Source organism: Catenuloplanes japonicus (assembly GCF_000717135.1).
Lineage (GTDB): Bacteria > Actinomycetota > Actinomycetes > Mycobacteriales > Micromonosporaceae > Catenuloplanes > Catenuloplanes japonicus.
In genome coordinates, this window is sequence record NZ_JNXY01000019.1 from 38,688 (window position 1) to 63,909 (window position 25,222).

Below are 25,222 nucleotides of genomic sequence, written 5' to 3' on the forward strand. Positions count from 1 at the left end.
CGTCGCATGTCCACGATCACGCTGCCTGCCCTCGATCTGGTCGTCACACCCACCGCGCACACCGCGCCGGCCGTGCTGGGCGTGCCCGGTCAGATCAATCTCGACTACGCGGCCACCGCGCCCTGCGCGACCGCGGCCGCCGAGGCCGTCAACGCGATCCTGCCCTGGTACGCGAGCGTCCACCGCGGCGCCGGCGCGCTCTCCCAGCGCTGCACGCTCGCCTACGAGCGGGCCCGGCAGACCGTCGGTGACTTCCTCGGCGCCCGCGCCGAGGACCACGTGATCTTCACGCGGAACACCACGGACGCGCTCAACCTGCTGGCCGCCGCGCTGCCGTCCGGCACGACCGTGGTCACGTTCGGCGGCGAGCACCACGCGAATCTGCTGCCCTGGCCCGGCAACCCGCTGCGCCTGCCGGTCCCGTCCTCGCCGGCCGAGGCGGTGCGCTCGCTCAGCGCCGCGCTGGCCGAGCTGCGCCGCGGCGACGGCTGTCCGGAGCACGTGCTGGTGGCCGTGACCGGCGCCAGCAACGTCACCGGCGAGGTGTGGCCGATCGCGGACCTGGCCTCGGTCGCGCACCGCTACGGCGCCCGGATCGCGCTGGACGCGGCGCAGCTGGCCCCGCACCTGCCGGTGGACATCGCCGCGCTGGACGTCGACTACGTGGCGATCTCCGGCCACAAGCTCTACGCGCCGTTCGGCGCCGGCGTGCTGGCCGGTCGCGGCGACTGGCTGGACGCGGCCGAGCCGTACCTGCGCGGCGGCGGCGCCACGGCCCGCGTCGGCGCCGGCACCCACGACGTGGTCTGGAACACCGGTCCCGCACGCCACGAGGCCGGCACGCCGAACCTGCTCGGTGCCGTCGCACTGGCCGCCGTCTGCGCCGCGCTGCAGGTCGCGGACCGCGACGCGCTCCGGGCCGACGAGGAGCGGCTGGTCACCCGGCTGCGCGACGGTCTGGCCTCGATCCCGGGCGTGGTGGAGCTGCGCACGTTCGACGCCGACGCGGAGCGGGTCGGCATCGTCTCGTTCGCCGTGGCCGGGCGGGACTCGTCCGCGGTCGCCACGGAGCTGGGCCGCGAGCACAACATCGGCGTCCGGGACGGCCTGTTCTGCGCACACCCGCTGGCCAAGCGCCTGCTGACCGAGGCGTCCGCGCGGTCCGGGCTGTCGCTGCCGCCGACCGCGCTACGGGTCAGCGTGGGCCTGGGCAGCACGGAGGCGGACGTGGACGCGCTGATCGAGGCGCTGCGCTAGAAGATCAAATTCTTGATCTGCCGATCTGGTCTCACATCACCTGCCGAGGCCTCCCGGCGACACCGGTCGTCGCATGAGCAGAGCGTTTACTCCGCTCAGGGGTGGGTGGCCGGGGCGGCAGTGGGCTTCCTGCCAGGTCCGTGGGCGCAAGGTCAAAACCCGTCCGAGCGCGCCCGACCAGGCGCTCTCCGCGAGGCTTTGCTCTGCTTACCTAGACAAATCGCCCGCCTCGGGGGTGAGCCGCGCTCGGTCAGGATTCGATCGACGGGGCGTGGCGGCCGAAGGCGCGGCGGACCTGACGGATCGCGTCCTCGTGCTCCACGCCGGAGGCCCGGACCAGGTCCGTCGCGGTGGAGCGGACCTGGGCCACCACCACGGAGCCGGAGAAGCCGACGCCGGCCGCGTAGGCCCGGCCGGCGTCCGAGGCCGCGCTCAGCGCCCGGCCGCGCGCGGCCTCCGGCTCGACGCCCAGCTCCAGCTCGGTGCGGAGCAGCTCGACGGACTCGCCGAGCGCACCGACCGCGCCGGCCAGCGTGGGCGGCACGGTCTCGCCGTCGTTCAGCATGGTGATCACGCGGCGGACCAGGACGCGGCTGTTGCGGAGCGCGTGCGCCACGTACTGCGCGCTGTCCAGGTATTGATCGAGCGGGGCGCGGGCGCGCCACCGTACCGGCGCGAGGGTGGCGTTCTCCCGCCCGGCCTTGATCGCCTCGTCCATCGTGGTCAGGTCCGACTCGGCCGCGCGCAGCCGGTCCAGCACCTCGGTCGCGCGGGCCGCCTCGCCCGCGGCCAGCGCGGCGGATGCGTCCTGCAGGCCCTGTGCGAGCAGGTCCAGCGCCGGGCCGGCCGCGCGGGTGACCACGGTGAGCGGGTTGATCGGCAGCAGCAGCGCCATCACGGTCAGGCCGACCGCGCCGCCGATCAGCGCGTCCCAGAACCTGCCCAGGTAGATGCCCTCGGTCGGCGGCGTGAGCGTGGCGACCAGCACCGCGGACGAGCTGGCCTGCACGACCAGCGACGATCCGCCGCCGAGGAAGATCGCGGCGACCACGGCCAGGCCGACGGAGACGCCGATCTGCCACGGGCCGGTGCCGATCAGCAGGATCAGCAGGTCGCCGACCGCGATGCCCAGCGCCACGCCGATGACCAGCTCGAACGCGCGCCGCAACCGCTGCCCGACGGACACGGCGAGCGTGATCACGGCCGCGATCGGCGCGAAGAACGGCGTCTGGTGGTGCAGCAGGTCGTTCGCGATGAGCCAGGCGATGCCCGCGGCCACGCCGGTCTGCAGCGCGAGCCCGCCGTTGCCGCGCACCCGGGTCAGGCGCTCGCGGAAGGTGCCGCCGGACCGCCGGCCCAGATCGGCGACCCGCTCCCCGAACGGCACGCTGCCCATGTGAGCGACAGTACCGGTGATCTTCGCCCGGTGGCTGTCAGGATGAGACGGTGAGCGATCTGATGGCGGCCTGGCGCGACGCGCTGGCCGGTGCGGGCGGGACCGATCCGGGCGGCGTCGCTGGCGCGGCGCTGCTGGCACGCTGGCGGGAGCCCCATCGGGCCTATCACGACGAGGTGCATCTGACCGCGATGCTCTCCACCGTGGACTCGTGCGCGGCGATGGCGGACGATCCGGACCTGGTCCGGCTCGCGGTCTGGTTCCACGACGCGGTCTACGACCCGGCCGCGTCCGGGAACGAGGAGGCCAGCGCGCTGCTGGCCGCGTCCGAGCTGGCCGTGCTGGGCGTCGCGGAGGAGAAGATCGCCGAGGTGGCACGGCTGGTGCGGCTGACGACCGGGCACGCGGTCGCGGACGGTGACGCCAACGGTGCGCTGCTCTGCGACGCCGATCTGGAGGTGCTGTCCCGGCCTGCGGCCGAATACCAGATCTACACCGCGGGGGTACGCCGTGAGTACGCCCACGTCCCGGACGAGCTCTTCCGCGCCGGCCGCGCCGCCGTGCTGCGGAACCTGCTGGAGCTTCCCGCGCTGTTCCGCAACCCGGAGCTGGCCGCACGCTGGGAGGCGCCGGCCCGCGCGAATCTCACCCGCGAGCTGGCGACGCTGACCGCCTGACCGTGCGCACGGGAACGCCCGACCGTGCGCACCGGCCGCCGCGTCACCGGCGGGGCCGCTTGACCGTGTGTTTCGGTTTCCGCAGGCCGGAGGCGCGCAGCATGGCCACGATCTCCCGGCTGGAGACGAGCCGTGCGCCGAGCCAGAGCGCGGCCTGCAGGCGCTCGGCCGGCACGTCGTAGTGATCGCGGTCGAACGCGCGCGGCGGCGCGCCGAGCATCTCGGCGAATGCGTGCAGCTCGGCCAGGGAGTGATCGCTGACCAGGTGCGACCAGATCCGGCCGTGGGCGGGCCAGGCGGGCGGGTCCACGAAGATCACCGATCCACCGTACCGTCAGAGGATGGCGGATCTGCTCGCACGACTGGCGGAGGCGCTGCCCGCGGCCGCGCTGCTCACCGACCCCGACCTGCTCGACGGTCACCGGCACGACGAGGCCGACCTGTGCGAGTCCGGCACACCGGCCGTGGTGGTCCGCCCGCGCACCACCGCCCAGGTGCAGGACGTGCTGCGGATCGCGTCCGAGCTGGGCGTGCCGGTGGTGCCGCAGGGCGCGCGGACCGGGCTGGCCGGTGCGGCGAACGCGGTGGACGGTGCGATCGTGCTGTCCATGACCGCGATGACGCGGATCCTGGAGATCGACCCGGTCAACCGCACGGCCGTGGTGCAGCCGGGCGTGGTCAACGCGGTGCTGGCGGCCGAGGCGGCGCGCGCCGGGCTGCGCTATCCGCCGGACCCGGGCTCGTGGCAGACCAGCACGATCGGCGGCAACGTGGCCACGAACGCGGGCGGCATGTGCTGCGTGAAGTACGGCGTGACCACGGAGTACGTGCTCGGTCTGGAGGTCGTGCTGGCCGACGGCGAGGTGCTGCGGACCGGGCGACGGACCGCGAAGGGCGTCGCCGGGTACGACCTGACCAGCCTCTTCGTCGGCTCGGAGGGCACGCTCGGCGTGATCACCGAGGTGACGCTGGCACTGCGCCCGCCCGCGGAGGAGGCGCTGACGCTGGTGGCCGTGTTCGGCTCGACCGCGGCGGCCGGGCGCGCGGTGGCCACGATCGCGGAGCGGGGACTGTCGCCGAGCCTGCTGGAGCTGCTGGACCAGACGCATCTGCGGGCGATCGAGGCGTACCGGCCGATGGGCCTGCGCACGGACGCGCGGGCGCTGCTGCTGGCCGCGGCCGACACCGGCCCGCGCGCGGCGGCGGACCTGGCCAGGATCGAGGAGGCGTGTCTCGCGGCCGGGGCCGAGGAGGTGTTCGCGGCCACGGACGCGGAGGAGGCCGCGGCGCTGCTGGAGGCGCGGCGGCTGGCGCACGCGGCGATGGAGCGGTTCGCGGCCGAGACGTACCCGCGCGGGGTCGGTGCCCTGGTCATCGACGACGTGGCGGTGCCGCGGGCCCGGCTGGCCGAGCTGCTGGACGGTGTGGACCGGATCGCGGCGCGGCACGGCATCCCGGTCGGCACGGTCGGCCACGCCGGCGACGGCAACATGCATCCGAACATCGTGGTGGACCGCACCGACCCGGCGAGTGTGGAGCGTGGCCGGGCCGTCTTCAACGAGATCATGGAGCTGGGGCTCTCGCTGGGCGGCACCTGCACCGGCGAGCACGGCGTCGGACTGCTGAAACGCGAGTGGCTGGCACGTGAGGCCGGCCCGGTCGGCATGCGCGTCCAGCGCGCGGTCAAGGACGCGCTGGACCCGGCCGGCATCCTCAACCCGGGCAAGGTCCTCTAGCCACCGGCTTGCGCCGATCGGGTAGCTTCCGCGACGACCATCGATCAATGGGGACGGTGGCGACGAGGAGGCATGTTGAGACTGATCACGATGGTGGAGGACGGCGACGTCCGCGCGGTGCTTCGGGAACTGGCCGGGCTGACCCCGGCCGAGCGCGGGCGCGGCCGGACCGCTCTCCAGGAACGCCGGTCCTCGATGGGCGCCACCGACTGGCGGGCCCGGCCGGTCGACGAGTGGCAGGACGAGCGGATCGCGCAGCTCGCCGCGGAGCTGGGCTGCGTGAAGGACGCGCGGGCCGCGGGCGCGTGGCTCCGCCGCGACACGAACGCGATGCCGCTCGCCGTCCTGGGCTGGGAGCACGAGTGGCTGCCGGAGGTGCTGAACCTGCGGCCGGTCGCCTGGCGCGCCGAACTGATCGGCCCGCTGGCGAGCGCGCTGGAGCGCGGATCGGGCGCGTTCCCGCTCATCGAGCGCCTGGTGCGGGACACCGGTGCGACGCCGCCCACCTCGACGGCCTTCCTCAACCGGTGGCTGAACGACCGCAACCGGGCCTATGCCCGGCCGGACCACGCAGAACTCCTGGTCGGGCGGCTGCGGGACGACCCGATGACCCCGCACCTGCTGCCGGCCGCGCTGCGGGACTCCGGCGTCCACTGGTCGCCCGGGATGCTGGAGACGCTCGGCGCGGCGGGGATGATCGACCGGCTGGCGATCCTGGACGTGTACGTCGGCAAGCTCTTCGCCGCGCCCGACCGTACCGTCCGATGGCACTGGCTGGGGATCCTCCAGGCCTTCGCACCGACCACGGCCGAGCGTCTGGCCCGCGTCCCGGACCACCTCACCATGCTCGACGGCGATTCCAAGGTCGCGGCGTTCGCGCTGGAGTCGCTGACCGCGCTGGACGCGGCGGACCCGGAGCTGCTCACCGAGGTGAGCGAGCGCGCGCTGCGCCGCCCGGAGAAGAAGCTGGTCCGGGCGCACCTGTCCACGCTGGACGCGGTGGCGCGGCGCGATCCCGGCCGGGCAGGTCAGGTCGTCCTGGCCGCCGCCGTGGCGTTCCAGCACCCGGACGCGGCGATGCAGGAGCTGGCGCTCACCACGGCCGGCCGGCATCTGGAGGCGGCCGGCCCGTCCGTGCTGCCGGAGTTGCGCGCCGCCGCGGAGACGCTGGACCCGGCCGTGGCGGTACGGGCCGGCGAGTTGCTCGGCATGCCGGGCGAGGTGGCCACCGCGCCGGCGGCGGACGTCCTGCCCGTCCCGGGCCCGCCCGTGCCGGTGCCGGACGCCCCGGCCTCCGCGGCCGAGGTCGCCGCGGAGGTGGGCGCGGTCTGCGCGGGCGACCAGGACGTCGTGGCCTTCGAGCGCGCGCTGGACGGCCTCGTCCGGACCGCCCACCTCGATCGGGACGGCCTGGCCGAGGTGCTCCGGCCGGTGGTCCGGGCCGCCGCGAAGAGGGGCGTGCCGTCCCGCGAGTGCACGACGGCGGATCTGCGCGAGGTCGCCGCCGCGGTGACCGGCGACGCGCTCGACGACGCCCTGGCCGTGCGCCGCGGGCACCGCGCCTTCCGGCCACCGGCGGCGCTGCTGGCGGATCGGATCTCCGAGGCGGCCGACGCGGTCCGGGCCGGGCCGCCGCCGTTCCTGCTCGCCACGCCGACGCTCGCCACCGGCGCGCTGGACGCGGCCGTGCTGGTGGAGCGCGTGGCCGCGTACGAGCGCCTGGGCCTGACGCCCGGTCCGCACGATCTCGCCCAGGCGCTGCTCCGGGTGTCGCCCGGCGCCGATGATGCGGTGCTCGCCGGCGCCGGCGGGCTGGGTTCCGAGGCGGGGAAGCAGGTCGCCGCGTGGCTGTCGGCCGGCGGCGTCGCGCACCGGTCGTCCGCGCCGGAGGACTGGGAACGGCCCGGCCGCCGGTGGGAGAAGCGCTGGGCGGCCGCGGCGCCCCGGCTCGACCCGCCCGTCCCGCTCCCGCCGGCCGCCACGGACCTGCTCGCCGAGGACGAGGTGTTCCTCTCCGGCTGCACCGACTTCTCCTGCTGCGGTGCCGCCCCGAGGCCGTTCTGGGCCGCGCAGCTGCCACACCACCGGGACGAGCTGACCGCGCGGATCTACCGCGACACCGGTTCCCGCCGCAAGGCGATGGCCCGGTGGGTGCTGCCGCTGCTGGCCGAGGGCGGCGGGCCGGCCGGGTACGCGCTGCACCTCGTGCTCGCCCGTGGCCTGGAGTTCTCCGCCACCGACCAGCCGCACGACCGCACGGCCGTGGTGGACGCGATCCTGATCATGGCGGGCCGCGGTGACCTGGACACCGCGCTGATGGGGCGTCAGCTCGCCGTGGTGATCCGCGCGGACGCGGTGCTCGCCGCGCGGGCCGCGGCGACGTTGCGGGTCGTCGCGGACGCGGGCGCGGACCGCACCGTCTTCGAGATCGTCCGCGCCGCGCTCCCGGGCGTGCTCGGCGACGAGCCGGTCCGCGGCGCCGGCGACCTCCTCGCGCTGGCCGCGCGCTGTGCGCTGCGCAGCAACGCCGGCGGCGAGATCCCCGAGGTGACCGCGGTGGCCGGGCGCAAGGGCTCGAGTCTGGTCGTGAAGAACGCCCGGACGCTGCGGGACGCGCTGGCGTGACCGGGCCGGGGGCGGGCGGATCGCCCGCCCCCGGCGTCAGATCTTCGGCAGCTCTTCCACGGCCTCGTTGCGGTCGGCCGCGAAGCCGCGCACGTCGGCGGCGCCGAGACGGGCCGCGTCCGCGGTGAGGTCGTCCGGCATCAGCTGCGACTGGCGCTCGGCCGCGACCCGGGCCAGGTAGTGCTCGACCTCGCGGGCGCGCACCGCCTCGTCCCAGCCGAGCACGTTGCCCATGATCTCGGCGGCCTGCTCCGCGCTCTCCGTGCCGCGGTCCGCGGTCTCGAACGAGATGCGGGTGCGCCGCGTGAGCACGTCGTCCAGGTGCAGCGCGCCCTCCGCGTGGGCGGCGTAGGCGACCTCGACCGCCAGGTATTCCGGCGCGCCGGTCAGCGGCGAGGCCAGCAGCGGGTCCGCGTCGATCATGGCGATCAGGTGCATGGCCAGCGTGCCGTAGCGCTCCAGCAGGTGCTCGATCACGCCGACCGGCATCTGGTGGCGGCGGGCCAGGTCGGCCCGGTCGCGCCAGGCCGCGGCGTAACCGTCCGCGCCGATCAGCGGCAGCTGCGACGTGCGGGACGGGCGCACGGTCGCGCCGAGCCGCCGCGCGGCCTTGTCCACCACGTCCTCCGCCATCACGCGGTACGTCGTGTACTTGCCGCCGGCGACCAGCAGCAGGCCGAGCATCGGCTCCACGACCGCGTGCTCGCGGGAGAGGCGGGACGTCGAATCCGCCTCGCCGGCCAGCAACGGCCGCAGCCCGGCGTAGACGCCCTGGATGTCGTCCGTGCTCAACGGCCGGTCCAGCACCTTGTTGACCTGGTCGAGCAGGTATTGGATGTCGCTTCCGGACGCGGCCGGGTGCGACCGGTCCAGCTCCCAGTCCGTGTCCGTGGTCCCGATGATCCAGTGGCCGCCCCACGGGATCACGAAGAGCACGGATTTGGCGGTACGCAGAATGAGCCCGGCTTCGCCGGTGATGGCGGAGCGCGGCACCACCAGGTGCACGCCCTTGGACGCACGGACCCGCAGCCCTGGCCGGACGCCGACCTCGCGCAGCATGCGCGTGATGTCGTCGCTCCACACACCGGTGGCCGCGATGACCGTGCGCGCCCGGACCTCGAACTCCGCGTCCGGCGAGCCGGCCGGCGCCTCCATGTCCCGGATGCGCACGCCGGTGACCTCGCGGGCCTGGCGGAGCAGGCCGGTGACGCGCGCGCTGGTGACCACGGCCGCGCCGAGGCTGGCCGCGGTGCGTGCCACGTTGACCACCAGGCGCGCGTCGTCGACCTGGCCGTCGTAGTAGCGGATGGCGCCGGTCAGCACGTCCGGCCGGAGGCTCGGGAAGATCTCGCGGGCGCCGGTGCGGGTCAGGTGCCGGTGCAGCGGCATGCCACGGCCGCCGCCGAAGATGCCGGCGAAGACGTCGTACGCCGCGACGCCGGCCCCGTAGTAGGCGCGGCGGAACGCACGGCCGGGCCACTCGCGCGGCCCCTCCCGGCCCTCCAGCGGCACCAGGATCGGCACCGGCCTGACCAGGTGCGGCGCGATGCGGGTGGCCAGCAGGCCCCGCTCGGTCAGCGCCTCGTGCACCAGGTGCAGCTCCAGCTGCTCCAGGTAGCGCAGGCCACCGTGGATCAGTTTGGAGGATCGGCTGGACGTGCCGGCGGCCAGGTCGCGCGCCTCGATCAGGGCTACCTTGAGCCCTCGTGAGGCGGCGTCCAGCGCGGCACCGGCACCGGTCACGCCGGCGCCGATCACGAGCACGTCGAAGCGCTCGCTGCGCAGGCGGCGGAGGTCGGCGGCGCGGCGCAGCGGGGAGAGCTGGCCGGCGGTGTATCGAGACACGGCAGGGTCACGCACGTGTCCCACCGTAACCCCACTCCTGTGACGCTGTAGCCGTACTGTGCGGATCATGACTGTGCCCGGCCCCCCTCTGCCGTTCCCGGAGCCGGTCCCGATGCCGCCGATGCAGCCCTGGGGACCGCAGATGCCGCCGCCGTGGGACCCGGGTCCGCCGCGGGCCAATCCGTGGCCCGTGGTCGGCGCCGTCTTCGCAGGTCTGTGGTTCGTCGCGGTCACCGTGACCGCACAGTGGATCGGCTGGTTCGTCGAGCAGCTCGGCCTGGCCACGACCGGTGACGCGACGCCCGGTGTGGCCGCGATCTGCGGTGTCGTGGCCGCGGTGCTGGCCGCGATCCCGAGCCTGCTGCTGGCGCTGCTGCCGAAGTCCGTGGGCGTGCGGGCGGCCGGGCGGGCGTGGCTGCTGGGTGCCGGCGCGCTCGGCGTGTTCAGCCTGCTGCGGCTGGTGCCCACGCTGGAGCACGAGTTCTATCTGCTGGCGCTCGCGATGGTGGCGTCGCTCGGCGCGCTGCTGCTCCGGCTGTTCGGCCGTACTCCCCATATAGGTGAAATTTCCGAAGAGTCGTCTTCGGCAATTGAGGTGATTTCGGACAGCCGTCGGCCCGCGTTGCTGCTCGCGCTCGGCGCGGGCCTGGCGATTCTCACGCCGTGGCTGTGGGCCGGTGCGCTGGGCGGACTCGCCGAGACCGTGCTCGCGGTCGCGGCGGCCGCCTCGATCGGCTGGTTCGCCGCGTCCGTGCTCGACGAGCCGTTCTGGCGCGCGTACGGCGGACGCGGCGGCCCCCGGATCGTGCTGGTCGGCGGCCTGGTCGCGGGCGTGGCGCTGGCCGGGATCGCGGGCGGCGCCGGGCAGGCCGGCACCGACCTGGCGATGCTGATGATCCCGATCGCCGCGTTCGCCGCCGCCGCACTGCAGCCCTACGCGCGGGCCGGACTCCCGCCCGCGCGTCCCGGCCGCCGGCGCGTCTCCGGCCCGGTCGCGCTGATCGTGACCGCGGCCGCGACCGGTCCGCTGGCCTTCGTGGACCCGGAGGAGATCACGCTGCTGCTCTCCGGGCGCGACGTGCCGTACTGGACCGGCGTGGCCGCGCTCTGCATGTGGCTGGTCGCGCTGGTCGCCGGCCTCGCCTACGGCCTGATCCTGGCCGGTGGCGTGCGCCGGGCCCGGACCCCGGTCGCGGCCGGCGTGGCGGTGCTGCTGCTGGCCGCCGCCGGCGTGGTCTACGCGGTCCCGGGCACGCCCGGCCTCTTCGGCGACCGGCTCTTCGTGATCATGGCGGACCAGCCCGACCTCTCCGGCGTGGACACCACCCGGACCGGCCAGACCGGACGCGACGCCCGCGTCACCGACGTCTACCGCGCGCTGGTCGCGCACGCGGAGGCCAGCCAGCGGGACCTGCGCGCCGCCCTCGACCGGCTGCGCCTGGACTACACGCCGTACTACCTGGTCAACGCGGTAGAGGTGGATGCCGGCACGGGCGTGCGCGCCTGGCTGGAGTCGCGCGACGACGTGGCCGAGGTCCGGCCCAGCCCGTTGCTGCGCCCGCTGCCGGAGCCGGTGGAGACCAGCACCGGTGCGGACGCGGCGCCGTCCGGACCGACCTGGGCGATCCGCGCGATGAAGGCGGACCTGGTCTGGGAGCAGGCGAACGTGCGCGGCGCCGGCATCGTGGTCGGCACGTCCGACTCCGGCGTGGACGGGGAACACCCGGCGCTGCGCAGCACGTTCCGCGGCGGGGACGACTCCTGGTACGACCCGTGGAACCACACCGCCACTCCCACCGACCACGGCGGGCACGGCACGCACACGATCGGCTCCGCGGTCGGCGCGAACGGCATCGGCGTGGCCCCGGAGGCGACCTGGGTCGGCTGCGTGAACCTGGACCGCAACCTCGGCAGCCCGACCCGATACCTGGACTGCCTGCAGTTCATGCTGGCGCCGTTCCCGCCCGGCGGCGACGCGTTCACGGACGGGCGGCCGCCGCGCGCGCCGCACGTGCTGACCAACTCGTGGGGCTGCCCGGACCTCGAAGGCTGCGACCTGACCACGTTGCAGCAGGCCACGGCCGCGTTCACGGCCGCCGGGATCATGTTCGTGGCCGCGGCCGGCAACAGCGGGCCGTCCTGCGACTCGATCGACGACCCGCCGGCGCCGTACGCGGACGTGCTCACGGTCGGCGCCGTCAACAGCGGCGGCGACGTGAGCAGCTTCTCCAGCCGAGGCCCGGCCGAGGGCGGCGCGGCCAAGCCGGAGGTGATGGCGCCCGGTGAGGACGTGCTCTCCGCGATGCCCGGCGGCACCTACGGCGCGAACAGCGGCACCTCGATGGCGACGCCGCACGTGGCCGGCGAGGTCGCGCTGCTCTGGTCCGCGCAGCCCGCGCTGATCGGCGACCTGGCCCGGACGCGCGCGCTGATCACCGGTAACACCACGCCGGTGCCGTCCACCGGCGACTGCGGCGCGGCCTCCAACGAGGTCGGGACCGGGCTGGTGGACGCGCAGGCGGCGGTCGCGGAGGCTCTAGGATCTTGATCGTGGATGCCGAGTTCGCCATCAGGGAACTGACCGAGGACGACGTGCCGGCCGTGGTGACGTTGTGCGCCGGCGCGCTGGACCTGCCGGAGGACGCGGCGGAGGCGGCCGAGATCGTGCTGCGCCTGCGCGAGCGCCCGGCCCCGGAATCGCCGGCCCAGCACCGTACCCTCGGCTATGTTGCCCTTGATCCTGAAGGGCTCGTGCTCGGCACGGTGCTGTGCTCGATAGCGCAACGCGACCCGAGCGTGGGCCACATCGACCTGATCGCGGTACGGCCGGACGCGCGCCGGCGCGGCATCGGGCGGGCGCTGATCGTGCGCGCGGAGGCCGGACTGGCCGGGCTCGGCGCCGCGGAGGTGCTGATCGCGGGCAACTCGCCGTACTACGCGTGGCCCGGCATCGACGTGCGCTACACGCCCGCGGTCTGCACCGCGATGGCGCTCGGCTACGAGCAGGACCGCACCGCGTGGAACATGACCGCGCACCTGGTGGCTGGCTCCAGGGCGCTGCGCGAGACCGCCACGGCGGAGAAGCGGCTGGCGGACGGCGGTGTCACGGTGCGGTCTGCGGTCCGCGACGACATCCCCCGGCTGATCGACTTCGCGACGCGGAACTTCGGCGGCGACTGGCCCGGCGAGATCACCGACTCGATCGGCCGGGACCGGGCCGGCTGCCACATCGCCGAGCGCGACGGCGAGATCCTCGGTTTCGCGGCGTACGGGTCGTCGCGGCCCAGCTGGTTCGGCCCGATGGGCACCGCCTCGACCGCGGAAGGGCTCGGGATCGGCGGCGTGCTGCTCCGGCGCTGTCTGGCGGATCAGCGCGCGCACGGGCACGAGCGGGTGGAGATCGGCTGGGTCGGCCCGCTGCCGTTCTACTCCGGCGCGGCCGGCGCGCGGATCGAGCGAGTGTTCTTCCTGTACCGCAAACAGCTCTGACCTTTTCGGGATAATCTGGCCATACCCCCGGTCTTGTCCTGACACGACTGGGGGTTACGCCGGTGCGAGTGATCATCGCGGCGTCCGACGGGGACGACCCGAAGTGGGCCAACCACCTCGGCGTGCCCAAACAACTCGCGCCGCTGGACGGCGCGCCGATGCTGGTGCACACGATCGAGCAGGCGCGCGCGATCAGCGACGACGTCCACGTCACGCTCCCGGACGACCCCCGGTTCGACGTGCTCTCCGCGCTGCCCGGCGTCACCCGGCACGTGCGCGGCGGCGACTACCCCAGCGAGTACGCCTCGACGCGCGACCTCTGGTCCCCGGACGACCGGACCGTGCTGCTGCTCGGCGACATCTACTTCACGAACCCGGCCGTCGCCACGATCGCGGACACCGCCGATCGTGCGATCCGCATCTTCGGGCGGGAGGGCGCGTCGCCGTACACCGGCAACGACTGGGGTGCGGTCTTCGCCACCTCGTTCTGGCCGGAGCACCACGCGGAGCTGGACCGGCACCTGACCGAGGTGCACTACGAGCACTCGGTCGGCCACTGCCTGCGCCACGCGGGCTGGATGCTGCTCTGCGCGGTCCAGGGCACGCCGTGGGAGGTGCACGAGGTGCGGGCGCCGTGGTTCGTGCAGATCGACGACCTGACGGACCCGATCGACCAGGCCGCGGACTACGCGCGGCACCCCGCGTTCCGCGGCCGGGTGACTACCAGCTGACCGCCTCGGACTCGACCGTCAGGTTCAGATCACGGACCGCCAGCTCGGTGATGTCGGCCAGCTGGTCCCGGCCGATCCTGGCGCCGTACAGGCTGGGCACGCCGTTGATCCCGGACAGCACGTTGCCGCGCAGGTCGGCGCCCTCCAGGTCGCAGTCGACCAGCTCGAGGTCCTTCATCCGGCAGTCGCTGAACGCGGCCGTGGTCAGGCGGCAGCGGGTCAGCGACGCCTTGTCCAGGTTGCAGCCGACCCAGGTGACCGGGCCCGTGGCCTGCACCGCCTCCCACACCGCGAAGTCGAGCCGGCAGTCCTCGAACGTGACGTCCCGCAGCGTGCCGTCGAAGAGCTGCGCGCCGGTCAGCCGGCAGCCGATCAGCTCACAGCGATCCATGGTCAGCTCGCGGAGGTACGCACTGGAGAGGTCGACGCGGTCGAGCACGCACTCGGTGAGCCGCACGTTGCGCCAGTCGGCCTCGAGCAGTTCCACGTCGGTCAGGTAGCACCGGGTCAGCCGGACGCCGGCCAGCTCCAGCCCGGACCAGTCGGCCCCGGAGACGAACGCGTCGGTCAGGTCGGTCAGCGGCGGCTCGGACACCGGGTCGAGCTCGCGCGGGTCGAGGCCGGGCGCGACGATCCCCTGCTCCTCGGCGCTCACCATCTCCACGCGACCGAGCCTAGCGCCGTGATTGCGGATCGTCCTGCCCTCTCGCCCAGGGCGGCGTAGCGCTACAAGCCCGAAAGCGAGCCTAGCCAGTCACGGCACCAAACATCCGGAAAAATCCGCTCTTGGGATAGGGTGCTCGGTCGGACTCCCACAAGAACCCCCAAAGCCGCAAAGTTGGCGACTTCAGACCATCGCGGGTCACGTTCGGTTATCTTCTGATCACCCAAGGTACACGGCCGCGCTTCCGTACAGCGCTAAACGGGACGACCCGACACAGCACACGCATGCGGGTCAGGACCGACAAAGCCGAACTATGCGGTTAATAGCCGTAGGAGGACCACGCATGCGCAAGTCCCAGCCAACAACCGGCCGCCGGCTGCTTCGAGCCGGCATCGCGACGGGTGCGGTAGCCGCCGTACTGCTCGCCGCAGCTCCACCCGCACTCGCCGCCAGCACGGCGGTCACGCTGAGCCCCCCGACCGGCCCGACCACCGGCACGAACGTCATCACCGCCTCCGGCCCCGGCCTTCTCACCGGTATCAGCACGCCCGCGACCACGACCGAGGCGCGTTTCGTCGCGTCGACGACCTGCCCCGCCACGGCCGGCACCGTGACGGCCACCAACATCAAGGCCACCAGCGTCGCGGCCGGCACCAGCCCGACCGATGACCTGGACATCACGGTGCCGGTCCTCGCCGCCGTGCCCACCACCTACAAGGTGTGCATCTACGGTTCCGGCAGCGGCGCGACGACCACCTCGTCGCCGCTCATCGGCAGCAACGCGAGCGCGACCGTCACCTACCGCACCCACTACGCGCCGGTCCTCGCGCCGACCACCGGCCCGGCCGGCGGCGGCAACACGGTCACGCTGACCTCGACCGCGCTGATCGGCACCGGCACCACGGTCGGCTCTGTGCTGAACCCGACGGTCTGCGCCGGCACCTACACGACCACGGGCGCGAACATCGTGGCCACCACCGTGAAGACCTCGGCGGACGTCGCGACCATCACGATCCCGGCCACCGCGGCCGCACCCAGCACCTACAAGGTGTGCCTCTACAACGGCACCACGGTCGGCACCAGCCTGCTGATCGGCGTCGGCGACGCGCTCTACACGCCGAAGTACCCGCAGATCACGCTGAGCGCCATGACCGGCAAGAACGCGGGCGGCAACTCGATCACCGGTACCGCGACCGGCCTGTTCACCGGCTCGCCGGCCATCGTGTTCTCGGCCGCGCCGACCTGCCCCAGCACCTACGGCACGCCGGACAGCGACCTGATCGCGACGTTCACGAAGACGGCCGACGTCGCCACGATCACCGTGCCGACCGGTGTGCTGGTGCCGAACGTCTACAACGTGTGCGCCTACGTCAGCAACGCGTCCAGCTCCAGCGCCATCATCGGCGCCAGCGGCGACACCTACACGCCGAGCGTGCCGACGCTGACGCTGAACCCGGACTCCGGGTCCACCGCCACGGCCACCACGATCACGGTCAACTCGACGCAGAACTTCCTGCTCGGTGTGACCACCCCGGGCGCCACGCTGTCCAAGGCGGCCTGCCCGTCGAAGTACACGACCACCGGCAGCAACTTCGCCGCGACCGGCCCGGTCCGCATCTCGAACACCAAGGCCGCCATCACGGTACCGACGACGGTCGTCCACGACACCGTGGCGTCGACCACCAGCTACAACGTGTGTGTCTACAACGGCTCGGCCGGTAGCAGCACGCTTGTCGGCACCTCGACCTACCGGGTCGGCGCCGCGCTGGCCGTCAGCACCATCTCGCCGACCGGCGGCCCGGCCCAGGGTGGCAGCGAGGTCACGATCACCGGTACCGGCTTCACGCCCGGCCTGACCGCATCGATCGCCGGCAGCCCGATCACGAACATCGTGGTCGCCAGCAGCACCACGTTCACCGGTACCACCACGCCGCACGCGTCCGGCATCGGCCTCTCGCTCACCGTCACCACCGAGGCGGGCACCAAGACCAAGACGTCCGCGTTCGACTACACGTTCGGCATCACGGTCACGCCGAACACCGCGCCGTCCGGCACGACCAGCGTCACGCTGGACGTCCTCGGCGCCGGCTTCAGCAGCATCGGGTTCGCCAACCCGACCGTGGTGGGCAACAACGCCGACGCCCACGTCTACCTGGTTCGCGGCGGCACCGGCAGCGCGACCGCCTACAACCCGCTGGAGACCGGTGCCGGCAACGGCATCAAGACCATCCCGCAGATCCAGGAGTGCGGCAGTGTGCTCGTGATCAGCGACCTCGAACTGCTCTGCACGCTGAACCTGAACGACAGCGTGACCAACGCGACGCCACCGGTCGCCGGTCAGGGCGCGGTTCCCGAGGGCACGTACACGATCACGGTCGTCGCCAGCGGCATCTCGGCCGCCTCTGTTCCGGCCGCCGCGATCTCGCGCTCGCTGATCACCAGCGGCTCGACGTTCACGGTCGCGCCGTACTGATCGGCCTGACAACCGCATCACCCGCTTGACGCGCCGCCCGGGGGACCTCCCCCGGGCGGTCGCATATCCGGGGCCGGCCGCTGATCAGCGGCCGGCCCGCACGTTCTCTCAGCCGAGCGTCGCCCAGCGCTTCTCCAACGCGACCAGGCTCTCCTCCGGATCCGGTTTACCGTCCATGTCGACCGCGACCGTGTAGACGCTCCTGGTGCCGCTGAGCCGCCAGCAGAGCAGCAGCGTCGGGCGTTCCCTCGGGGGTACGTCCGGGCTGAGCCGGATCGTCTTGGTGCACTCGGCGTCGCCGTGCTGCTCACGCTTCTCGGTCACCCAGGACAGTTCGCGATAGCCGGTCAGGTCCGCGCGGGCGGAAGCGACCTTGAGCCGCTTGCGCCCGTTCGGGGAGATGGTCTCGTCGACCTCGACCTCGGAATCCTTGACCGTGTTGTTGTGCGGCACCGCGCGCAGCGTCTGCGTCGGCTTCGGCAAGGCCGCCGCCTTGCCCTCGTCCGGCTCGGCCTTCTCGGCCGCCGCCGTGGTCTTCACCGGCGCCGCGCTCGACGCCGGCGCCGACGGTGACACCGAAGGCGACGGCGAGGGTGAGGACGGAGCGGGCGAGGGAGCCGCGGTAGGCGGCGCGGGTGCGCCCACGTCCACGGTGTCCACCGCGCCGGGCTCGCGGGCCTGCGAGGCGATGATGCCGCCGCCCACGCCCAGGACCGCGAGCACGCCCACCGCGCCCGCGATCATCTGCTGCTTCGGCCGGCGCAGGCGCCGCAGGCGGCGTGCTGCCGCGGAGGTGTAGGTCCGCGGGCCTTCTTCGTCGCGCATGTCAGTCCTCTACGGGTTTCGGCTGCCGGGCCACACCCGCGGAGGTCGCGATAGGCGGGCCCCGAAACCCCAGGCTTTCATGCGAAACGGACATTTTCCGCTAAATAGGCGAACAGCAAACGGGCGGGCCGCCGAAGCGACCCGCCCGTTCAGGTAGTGCAGGGTTGGACTTAGAAGTCCATGCCTCCGCCGTCGGGGGCGCCGGCCGGGGCCGGGTTCTTCTCCGGCTTGTCCGCCACCACAGCCTCGGTGGTGAGGAACAGGGCCGCGATCGAGGCCGCGTTCTGCAGCGCGGAACGCGTCACCTTCGCCGGGTCGATGATGCCGGCCTTGAGCAGGTCGACGTACTCACCGGTGGCGGCGTTGAGACCGAAACCGGCCTCCAGGTTGCGCACCTTCTCCACGACGACGCCGCCCTCGAGGCCGGCGTTGACCGCGATCTGACGCAGCGGGGCGTCCAGCGCGACCTTGACGATGTTCGCACCGGTGGCCTCGTCGCCGACGAGGTCCAGCTTGTCGAACGCGGTCTTGCCGGCCTGGACCAGCGCCACGCCACCGCCGGGCACGATGCCCTCCTCGACGGCCGCCTTCGCGTTGCGAACGGCGTCCTCGATGCGGTGCTTGCGCTCCTTGAGCTCGACCTCGGTGGCCGCGCCGACCTTGATGACCGCAACGCCGCCGGCCAGCTTGGCCAGGCGCTCCTGCAGCTTCTCACGGTCGTAGTCGGAGTCCGACTTCTCGATCTCGGCGCGGATCTGGGCGACCCGGCCGTTGATCTGGTCGGCGTCGCCGGCACCGTCGACGATGGTGGTCTCGTCCTTGGTGACCTGGACCTTGCGGGCGCGACCGAGCTGGTCGAGCGTGACGCCCTCCAGCTTGAGGCCGAGCTCCTCGCTGATGCCCTGGCCGCCGGTCAGGATCGCGATGTCGGTCAGCATGGCCTTGCGGCGGTCGCCGAAGCCGGGCGCCTTGACGGCGACGGACTTGAAGGTGCCGCGCACCTTGTTGACGATCAGGGTGGCCAGGGCCTCGCCCTCCACGTCCTCGGCGATGATCAGCAGCGGCTTGCCCGACTGCATGACCTTCTCCAGGATCGGGAGAACGTCCTTGACCGACGAGATCTTGCTGTTCGCGATGAGGATGTACGGGTCGTCGAGGACGGCCTCCATACGCTCCGCGTCGGTCCAGAAGTAGGGCGAGATGTAGCCCTTGTCGAAGCGCATGCCCTCGGTGAGCTCGAGCTCGAGGCCGAAGGTGTTGCTCTCCTCGACGGTGATGACGCCTTCCTTGCCGACCTTGTCCATCGCCTCGGCGATGATCTCGCCGACGGTGCTGTCACCGGCGGAGATGGAGGCGGTGGAGGCGATCTGCTCCTTGGTCTCGACGTCCTTCGCCAGCTGGCTCAGGCCCTCGGAGACGCTCGCCACGGCGGCTTCGATGCCACGCTTGAGACCAAGCGGGTTCGCGCCGGCGGCGACGTTGCGGAGGCCCTCGCGGACCAGCGCCTGGGCGAGGACGGTCGCGGTCGTCGTGCCGTCACCGGCAACGTCGTCCGTCTTCTTCGCGACCTCCTTGACCAGCTCGGCGCCGATCTTCTCGTAGGGGTCCTCGAGCTCGATCTCCTTGGCGATGCTCACACCATCGTTGGTGATGGTGGGGGCACCCCACTTCTTCTCGAGCACGACGTTGCGGCCCTTCGGGCCCAGCGTCACCTTGACGGCGTCGGCGAGGGTGTTCATGCCCCGCTCGAGTCCGCGGCGCGCCTCCTCGTCGAAAGCGATAATCTTGGCCATACGGCGTTGTCCTCCTGGACACTCACGGCACCCGGAGTTGTCCGCCGGCATGCCGCCTCGCTAACGCACCTTCGAACGATGTCACCTGCAAATGGACGTCGTCCGCCGGCCGGGCCGGATAAGCCCGCGACGACCGGCCACCCCCTCGTGAACCGCCTCGCGGCGGCCCCTCGGACGTGACCCCACCGTCCCGACCTGTTGGCACTCACCATCAGCGAGTGCCAGAACCTTTTTTAGCACTCTGCCCATGCGAGTGCAAGCACGGTCCGTAGTCCCGCGACCGCTCTCCACCGAGCCTCGCGGCCGGCTGCGGGGTGGTGACCGGCGCCCAGCGAGCACGCCGCTCCGCGTAGGTGATCGTGATCGCAACGAGCCCGAACGCGGCGGCGGGCAGCGTCAGCAGCCCGGCCGGCAGAAAGAAGCCGAACCGTTCCTTCCCCCGGGAGAGCCCGGACCGGATCGCGGCGCCGAGACCCACGTCCCGCCCGGTCGCGGCCTCGGTGGTGACGGCCCAGGTGCCGCCGGCCCAGCCGACCGCCTGCCACCGGATCAGCTCCAGCGACAGCACAAAGGTGAGCACGAGCCCGCCGACCGCCATCCCGGAGGAGATATCGAGGAAGGGCTGTGCGTCGCCGGATTCCCCAGCGGAAGTCGCGAACTCCAGAGCGGCGGCAAGCAGCAGAAACGCGAGCGCGGGAAGAACCTGCGTGGCCAGGATGATCGAAAAGACGCTTCGCCGGCTCCGATTGAGCGTCGCCATGATTAGTGCGAACCAGCCGGACAGTCCGGCGCCGGGCTGGTTGACGAGGGGGTCGTTCGGGTTGTTGGCGGCGTTGTAGTAAAAGGGCTGTGCGATTGGCGGGTAACCCACCGGTGGTGCTCCTCAAAAAAAGCTGCCTGATGCAGCTAGTGACGCGAAGGGTATTAGCGGAGCTGGATTGTCAGTTTGATGTTCATCAACGTATGACGAGAAGGGTAATCAGACCCCGGACATGAGTAGGGCGCCGCCTCACCGACGTGAGGAGCGACGCCCCGAATGGGAGATGGGAGGGGGTCGGCCCGGCCGGGCCGCCACCGGCGAATCAGGCGATGACCCGCACCTTCTCCGCCTGCGGCCCCTTCTGACCCTGCGCGATCTCGAACTCCACTCGCTGCCCGTCGTCCAACGCCTTGTAGCCGTCCATCTCGATCGCGGAGAAGTGGACGAAGACGTCCTGCCCCCCGTCAACCGCGATGAAACCGTAGCCCTTTTCGCTGTTGAACCACTTGACGGTGCCCTGTGCCACGGTGCACTTCCTCACTTCTATGGTGCTGGTTGCGCCAACCCCCCGGCTTAAGCAACTGCTCATCCGGGGCCGCCGATCCGGGCCCCTCTTGGTCCTCGAAACACTGCGGCCGAACCGCACGCTACACGAGCAACACCGACCGTGCACTACCCTAAAACGGACACCGTGGACGACGGTCGGCTACTGATGGTGATCGTTGCCGCGGCCACAGAGGAACGAACCCGGACGGACCGTTCTCGTCGATACAGGTTGCCCGATCACCCGCTTCCGGGTAGGCAGAGCAACATGACCAGCACCATTGCCCCGGTACGCCACCCCGCACCCCACACCATCGCACGCGTACGGGTCCCGGACGCCGCGCGAATGCGGGCACTTCGCCTGGAAATGCTCGCCGATTCTCCGCTCGCATTCCTGGAAACGGTGGCAGAGGCCGCGGCACGACCGCACGAGCATTTCCGCGCGCAGATCGCACACAACATCCGATCCGGATCGGCGGCACAGTTCGTGGCCGTCGAGGATGGACGGTTCGTCGGCCACGCGGGCGGCGTCGTGCTCGCCGCGGACCGCCGGGTGACCGTCGTCTTCGCGGTCTACGTGACGCCCCGCCTACGGGGAACGGGCCTGGTGGGGGCGCTGATCGAGGCGGTGGCACGGTGGTCGCGGGACGAGCGCCGGCCCGAGCTGATGCTGGAGGTGGTGAGCGGCAACGACCGGGCGGTCCGCGCCTACGAACGACTCGGTTTCCGGGACACCGGCGTGCGAGTACCGCACCCCGTCATTGCGGGTCTCACCGAACTGCAAATGCGCCGCGACGCCTGACGAATAGGCACAGAAGAAGCGAAACTCCGCACAGATACGTGCCCATTACAGTGAGTAAGCATCAGCACTTGGGGAATCGGGCCCCGGCCGGCACCGAGACGTAGGCGTGCGACACCCAGGTCCCGGGCGCGAGCCGGTCCCAGAGGTTCGTGGTCCGCACCGTGCCCGCGACCTTCTGCCCGCGCTTCTGGCACTGGATCGGCACCTGCGCGGTGTCGGCCGCCATGCCCGCCTCGGCCGCGGCGCCGGTGGTGCCGGCCCGCAGCCGCACCGGACCGTCGCCGGTGACGATCGTGCCGCGCTTGGCGTTGCCGGTCCACAGGAAATCGACGCTCACCCAGGAGTTGTCGGTCAGCCGCAGCGCGTCCCAGAACGTGCCGTCCGCCAGGTCGATGCCGGCCGGGTTGAGCACGGCGCGGTCGAACTCGTCCCGGCCCTGGTTGTACTCGGACTCGTACGCCGCCTGTGCCTGCGGCTTCCCGCGCTGCAGTCCGGCCCAGGTCTGGCGGGGCGCGTTCCAGTAGTCGTCGGTGGTGTTCCACGGGCCCACGTCCCAGACCGGCGCGTACGCACAGCGCCCGTTGTCCGCGCAGACCCGGACCGTGCGCTCGCCGGAGCCCTGCGCGGAGAGCCCGAGCCGGGACGGCAGCGCCACGAAGTGGTCCCGCTCCACGATCACGTGCCCGTTCGCGGTCACGCCGCCGACCAGGCCCTCCCGTGTGGCGAACACCCGGTAGGAGAGCGGCCTCTTCTTACCGGCACCGGCGGCCTCCGCCGCGGAGGCCACGGGCGCGGCCTGCGCCACGGAGGGACAGAAGACCATCGAGAGTACGAGAACCAGCACAGCGCCCAGACCGCCCCGCACGATGACACCCCTCCCGTTTCCGGCAATAGGGGACTCATCGGCAGGGCCGGCCGGGAGCTGAGGGAAACTAGAGCCGCGCCTGCCAGTGCACCGTCGCCATGTTCGGGCGGAAGCCGAGCGCCTCGTTGATCGCGATCATGTAGGTGTTCTCCGCCGCGTTCCAGGCGTGCACCCAGCGCAGTTCCGGCGCGCTCTCGCGTACCTGCAGATGGTTTTCGATCTTGACTGCCAGACCCAGGCGATGCCCGCGGTGCTCCGGGTCGACCAGTGTGATCTGCTGCCACCCCCACGACCGCGGCTCGTCCAGCTGCTCGATCATCGTCCACGCGACCAGCCGGCCGGTGGCGTCGTGGCGCATGGCCGCGTGGAAGAGCGTGGAACCCTTGTCCCGGTACGTCCGCTCGTAGTTGCGAATCACCTCGGGGTCCGGTTTCTCGCCCTCGTACTCGATGTCGCCGGTCGGCGCGTCCACCATCAGCCGCCCGTTGAGGTAGGCGATGTCCGCCACGTCCGCCTCCGGCACCTCGCCGGACCAGACCACCGGCGTGTAGCCGCCGAGGTGCGGCGCCACCCGCGCGCGCAGCGCCTCCACCGGCACCTGCTCCAGGTCCAGCAGCCGGCCGATCGCGGGCGAGGCCCGGTGGTAGCCCAGCGTCTCCGCGAACGACGAGCCCACCGAATCGCCGGACAGCGACTCCGTCGTGTGGCCCAGCACCGTGACGCGGCCCTCCGCGCGGGCCAGCGCGGTCAGGTGGTCGTGCAGCGCGCGGCCCACGCCCCGCCGTCGCGACGAAGGCCGCACCACCACCTCGATCATCGCGGTGTCCCGGTTCACCTCGTCCGGCAGGATCAGCAGGCCGGTGCCGGCGATGACGCCGTCCAGCCGGGCCAGGAACGCGAGCCGGCGCTCGTTGACCTGCGGATTGCGGAACCGGGCACTGACCCGGAGCGCGCTGAGCGTCGGCAGCTCCGGATCATCGACCGGGGAGGCGGCGCGCATGATGCCGACCGCCTCCCCCAGGCTCGCGTCGTCGGCGACATCGAACGGTGAGATGGCGATCGTCATGGGTGCAGAATGCACACCTGCCCACGCGAGGGCGAGCGGTTTTGGTCGGGGAGACGCGCGCACCAGCACCTCGATGAACGATCAGCGCTGGGGTCGTCGGGTCGGCAGAAGAGATTGTTGCCAAACTCAGGATCCGCAACCCTTACGGCGTCACGTCTCCCCGCACGGAGCATTTTGCGGGGTAACGCGGATCACGTCAAGACATTCGTCACTCAGTGATCATCATCCACCCCGGAGGGTGATCGATCAGCGCAGCAGACCCGCCTCGCGGGCGGCCTTGAGCGACGGCTTCACCGTGTGCGTCGGCCCGACCAGGCCGGCCACCGCGTCCAGCGTCTTCAGTCCCTCGCCGGTGTTGTAGACGACGGTCTCCTTGGACGGGTCGAGCTTGCCGGACTTCACCAGCTTGGCCAGTACCGCCGTGGTCACGCCGCCCGCGGTCTCCGCGAAGACGCCGGTCGTGCGCGCCAGCAGCCGGATCGCGTCGCGGATCTCGTCGTCGTCCGCGTAGTCCATCCACCCACCGGTACGCCGCACCGCCTCCAGCGCGTAGATGCCGGCAGCCGGGTCGCCGATGTTCAGCGACTTCGCGATGCCGGTCGGGCGCACCGGACGGATCTCGTCCGTCTCCTCGTGCAGCGCGACCGCGATCGGGTTGCAGCCGGCGGACTGGGCGCCGAACACGGTCCAGCCGTTCTCCGGCGCCTCGACCAGGCCGATCTCGACCAGCTCGGAGAACGCCTTGTCGACCTTGGTGAGCAGCTCACCGCTGGCCATCGGGATCACGACCTGCTCCGGGATGCGCCAGCCGAGCTGCTCCGCCACCTCGTAGCCGAGCGTCTTCGAGCCCTCCGCGTAGAACGGGCGGACGTTGACGTTCACGAACGCGGTGTCCTCGAACTCGTCCGTCTCGACCAGCTCGCCGCACAGCCGGTTCACGTCGTCGTAGGAGCCCTCGATCGCGACCAGCTCACCGCCGTACACCGCGGTGGTGATGATTTTGCCCTGCTCCAGGTCGGACGGGATGAACACGATCGACGGCACACCCGCGCGGGCCGCGTGCGCGGCGACGGAGTTGGCCAGGTTGCCGGTGGAGGCGCAGGCGAAGCGGGTGAAGCCCAGGCCCTTGGCGGCGGAGAGCGCCACCGAGACGACCCGGTCCTTGAACGAGTGCGTCGGGTTCGCGGAGTCGTCCTTGACCCAGAGCGCGCCGGTGATGCCCAGCTCCGCGGCGAGCGCGGGCGCGGCGACCAGCGGCGTCATGCCCGGGTTCAGCGTGACGCGCTCGTCCGGGTTCTGACCGGCGGGGAGCAGCGCGGCGTACCGCCAGATGTTGTCCGGGCCGGCCTCGATCTGCTCGCGGGTGACCTTCTTCAGCGCGTCCTGGTCGTAGGCGACCTCGAGCGGGCCGAAACACTCGTAACAGGCGTGCTGCGCGGCGAGCGGGAACTCGGCGCCACAGCCACGACAGACGAGCGCGCGAGCGGGACTGACGACAGACGTCATGAGGAGGTTTCCTCTCATCTTTCCCATCGCCACACCATGTGACGGGGACGGAATTGGCACCTGCTCCCCGCACACGCTCGTCGTCGAGCGCGGGCGGCGGTGGTTGCCGGGGCGTCATCGGGCCGTATCCCTAAGCCCCTCTGGATGAGGTATTCAGTTGTGCGTCCGA

20 protein-coding genes and 1 riboswitch are annotated in these 25,222 nt (G+C 72.1%); of the genes, 9 read left to right on the forward strand and 11 right to left on the reverse strand.

Annotated elements, in window-relative coordinates; genetic code table 11:
* Positions 1-6: 6 nt before the first annotated feature.
* Entirely contained in the window at positions 7-1,257 is a 1,251-nt protein-coding gene (locus tag OP04_RS25390; RefSeq protein WP_033342351.1) for an aminotransferase class V-fold PLP-dependent enzyme, read from the forward strand.
* 250 nt (positions 1,258-1,507) lie between these two features.
* On the opposite strand, the gene OP04_RS25395 is transcribed toward OP04_RS25390, so the two are convergent.
* The gene (locus tag OP04_RS25395; RefSeq protein WP_033342352.1) at positions 1,508-2,653 is read right to left on the reverse strand and encodes an FUSC family protein; all 1,146 of its coding nucleotides are present in this window, start codon (positions 2,651-2,653) and stop codon (positions 1,508-1,510) included.
* A 50-nt stretch (positions 2,654-2,703) separates the two neighbouring features.
* Between OP04_RS25395 and OP04_RS25400 the strand changes: the two genes are divergently transcribed.
* Positions 2,704-3,330: an HD domain-containing protein gene (locus OP04_RS25400; protein ID WP_198153974.1), complete on the forward strand. Its 627-nt coding sequence runs from the start codon at positions 2,704-2,706 to the stop codon at positions 3,328-3,330.
* A 43-nt stretch (positions 3,331-3,373) separates the two neighbouring features.
* Here OP04_RS25400 and OP04_RS25405 read toward each other — a convergent pair whose 3' ends face one another.
* A complete protein-coding gene (locus OP04_RS25405) occupies positions 3,374-3,649 on the reverse strand; it encodes a DUF4031 domain-containing protein (protein WP_033342353.1) in 276 nt (91 codons plus the stop codon).
* A 22-nt stretch (positions 3,650-3,671) separates the two neighbouring features.
* On the opposite strand from OP04_RS25405, the gene OP04_RS25410 reads away from it, so the two are divergent.
* Both OP04_RS25410 and OP04_RS25415 read left to right on the forward strand, forming a co-directional pair.
* Positions 3,672-5,066 (forward strand): FAD-binding oxidoreductase, encoded by a 1,395-nt coding sequence (locus tag OP04_RS25410; RefSeq protein WP_033342354.1) that lies wholly within the window; start codon positions 3,672-3,674, stop codon positions 5,064-5,066.
* A gap of 72 nt (positions 5,067-5,138) precedes the next feature.
* Positions 5,139-7,691, forward strand: coding sequence for a DUF6493 family protein (locus tag OP04_RS25415; RefSeq protein ID WP_033342355.1), 2,553 nt, complete (start codon positions 5,139-5,141; stop codon positions 7,689-7,691).
* A gap of 36 nt (positions 7,692-7,727) precedes the next feature.
* Here the strand turns inward: OP04_RS25415 and OP04_RS25420 are convergent, their stop codons facing one another.
* Positions 7,728-9,536 (reverse strand): glycerol-3-phosphate dehydrogenase/oxidase, encoded by a 1,809-nt coding sequence (locus tag OP04_RS25420; protein WP_033342356.1) that lies wholly within the window; start codon positions 9,534-9,536, stop codon positions 7,728-7,730.
* 67 nt (positions 9,537-9,603) lie between these two features.
* Between OP04_RS25420 and OP04_RS25425 the strand changes: the two genes are divergently transcribed.
* From OP04_RS25425 to OP04_RS25435, 3 genes are all read left to right on the forward strand, one after another.
* On the forward strand, positions 9,604-12,084 hold the full coding sequence (locus tag OP04_RS25425) for a S8 family serine peptidase (protein WP_408606781.1): 2,481 nt from the start codon (positions 9,604-9,606) through the stop codon (positions 12,082-12,084).
* 2 nt (positions 12,085-12,086) lie between these two features.
* Positions 12,087-13,025: a GNAT family N-acetyltransferase gene (locus tag OP04_RS25430; RefSeq protein ID WP_033342357.1), complete on the forward strand. Its 939-nt coding sequence runs from the start codon at positions 12,087-12,089 to the stop codon at positions 13,023-13,025.
* A 62-nt stretch (positions 13,026-13,087) separates the two neighbouring features.
* Positions 13,088-13,756 (forward strand): glycosyltransferase family protein, encoded by a 669-nt coding sequence (locus tag OP04_RS25435; RefSeq protein WP_157240316.1) that lies wholly within the window; start codon positions 13,088-13,090, stop codon positions 13,754-13,756.
* Here the strand turns inward: OP04_RS25435 and OP04_RS25440 are convergent.
* A complete protein-coding gene (locus OP04_RS25440) occupies positions 13,746-14,414 on the reverse strand; it encodes a pentapeptide repeat-containing protein (protein ID WP_033342423.1) in 669 nt (222 codons plus the stop codon). The two genes, OP04_RS25435 and OP04_RS25440, sit on opposite strands and share 11 nt — an antisense overlap.
* A gap of 349 nt (positions 14,415-14,763) precedes the next feature.
* Here OP04_RS25440 and OP04_RS25445 point away from each other — a divergent pair, with 349 nt between their 5' ends.
* Complete coding sequence (locus tag OP04_RS25445; protein WP_033342359.1) at positions 14,764-16,893, forward strand: IPT/TIG domain-containing protein; 2,130 nt, start codon at positions 14,764-14,766, stop codon at positions 16,891-16,893.
* A 108-nt stretch (positions 16,894-17,001) separates the two neighbouring features.
* Here the strand turns inward: OP04_RS25445 and OP04_RS25450 are convergent, their stop codons facing one another.
* From OP04_RS25450 to OP04_RS25465, 4 genes are all read right to left on the reverse strand, one after another.
* Positions 17,002-17,718 carry a hypothetical protein gene (locus OP04_RS25450; protein ID WP_033342360.1) on the reverse strand — a complete coding sequence of 239 codons (717 nt, stop codon included), beginning with the start codon at positions 17,716-17,718 and terminating at the stop codon, positions 17,002-17,004.
* 170 nt (positions 17,719-17,888) lie between these two features.
* Positions 17,889-19,511 (reverse strand): chaperonin GroEL, encoded by a 1,623-nt coding sequence (gene groL, locus OP04_RS25455; protein WP_033342361.1) that lies wholly within the window; start codon positions 19,509-19,511, stop codon positions 17,889-17,891.
* Positions 19,512-19,722: 211 nt separating this feature from the next.
* Positions 19,723-20,382 carry a hypothetical protein gene (locus tag OP04_RS25460; protein ID WP_033342362.1) on the reverse strand — a complete coding sequence of 220 codons (660 nt, stop codon included), beginning with the start codon at positions 20,380-20,382 and terminating at the stop codon, positions 19,723-19,725.
* A 211-nt stretch (positions 20,383-20,593) separates the two neighbouring features.
* Positions 20,594-20,797, reverse strand: coding sequence for a cold-shock protein (locus tag OP04_RS25465; protein ID WP_033342363.1), 204 nt, complete (start codon positions 20,795-20,797; stop codon positions 20,594-20,596).
* A 285-nt stretch (positions 20,798-21,082) separates the two neighbouring features.
* Here OP04_RS25465 and OP04_RS25470 point away from each other — a divergent pair, with 285 nt between their 5' ends.
* Positions 21,083-21,616, forward strand: a complete 534-nt coding sequence (locus OP04_RS25470) for a GNAT family N-acetyltransferase (RefSeq protein WP_051798963.1) — start codon at positions 21,083-21,085, stop codon at positions 21,614-21,616.
* 61 nt (positions 21,617-21,677) lie between these two features.
* Here the strand turns inward: OP04_RS25470 and OP04_RS25475 are convergent, their stop codons facing one another.
* From OP04_RS25475 to thrC, 3 genes are all read right to left on the reverse strand, one after another.
* Positions 21,678-22,439 carry a hypothetical protein gene (locus OP04_RS25475; protein ID WP_232323737.1) on the reverse strand — a complete coding sequence of 254 codons (762 nt, stop codon included), beginning with the start codon at positions 22,437-22,439 and terminating at the stop codon, positions 21,678-21,680.
* Between the two features lie 109 nt (positions 22,440-22,548).
* Positions 22,549-23,547, reverse strand: a complete 999-nt coding sequence (locus OP04_RS25480) for a GNAT family N-acetyltransferase (protein ID WP_033342364.1) — start codon at positions 23,545-23,547, stop codon at positions 22,549-22,551.
* A 246-nt stretch (positions 23,548-23,793) separates the two neighbouring features.
* On the reverse strand, positions 23,794-25,053 hold the full coding sequence (gene thrC / locus OP04_RS25485) for a threonine synthase (RefSeq protein ID WP_408606782.1): 1,260 nt from the start codon (positions 25,051-25,053) through the stop codon (positions 23,794-23,796).
* An 11-nt stretch (positions 25,054-25,064) separates the two neighbouring features.
* Positions 25,065-25,204: riboswitch (SAM riboswitch) on the reverse strand.
* Positions 25,205-25,222 lie beyond the last annotated feature (18 nt).

Bases quoted from the DNA above. Each gene is read 5' to 3' on its own strand.
- OP04_RS25425 (WP_408606781.1), top strand. From the start codon at position 9,604: ATGACTGTGCCCGGCCCCCCTCTGCCGTTCCCGGAGCCGGTCCCGATG.
- groL (WP_033342361.1), bottom strand. From the start codon at position 19,511: ATGGCCAAGATTATCGCTTTCGACGAGGAGGCGCGCCGCGGACTCGAG.
- OP04_RS25450 (WP_033342360.1), bottom strand. From the start codon at position 17,718: ATGCGCGACGAAGAAGGCCCGCGGACCTACACCTCCGCGGCAGCACGC.
- OP04_RS25440 (WP_033342423.1), bottom strand. From the start codon at position 14,414: ATGGTGAGCGCCGAGGAGCAGGGGATCGTCGCGCCCGGCCTCGACCCG.
- OP04_RS25470 (WP_051798963.1), top strand. From the start codon at position 21,083: ATGACCAGCACCATTGCCCCGGTACGCCACCCCGCACCCCACACCATC.
- OP04_RS25390 (WP_033342351.1), top strand. From the start codon at position 7: ATGTCCACGATCACGCTGCCTGCCCTCGATCTGGTCGTCACACCCACC.
- OP04_RS25445 (WP_033342359.1), top strand. From the start codon at position 14,764: ATGCGCAAGTCCCAGCCAACAACCGGCCGCCGGCTGCTTCGAGCCGGC.
- OP04_RS25395 (WP_033342352.1), bottom strand. From the start codon at position 2,653: ATGGGCAGCGTGCCGTTCGGGGAGCGGGTCGCCGATCTGGGCCGGCGG.
- thrC (WP_408606782.1), bottom strand. From the start codon at position 25,053: ATGACGTCTGTCGTCAGTCCCGCTCGCGCGCTCGTCTGTCGTGGCTGT.
- OP04_RS25415 (WP_033342355.1), top strand. From the start codon at position 5,139: ATGTTGAGACTGATCACGATGGTGGAGGACGGCGACGTCCGCGCGGTG.
- OP04_RS25410 (WP_033342354.1), top strand. From the start codon at position 3,672: ATGGCGGATCTGCTCGCACGACTGGCGGAGGCGCTGCCCGCGGCCGCG.
- OP04_RS25480 (WP_033342364.1), bottom strand. From the start codon at position 23,547: ATGACGATCGCCATCTCACCGTTCGATGTCGCCGACGACGCGAGCCTG.
- OP04_RS25475 (WP_232323737.1), bottom strand. From the start codon at position 22,439: ATGGTCTTCTGTCCCTCCGTGGCGCAGGCCGCGCCCGTGGCCTCCGCG.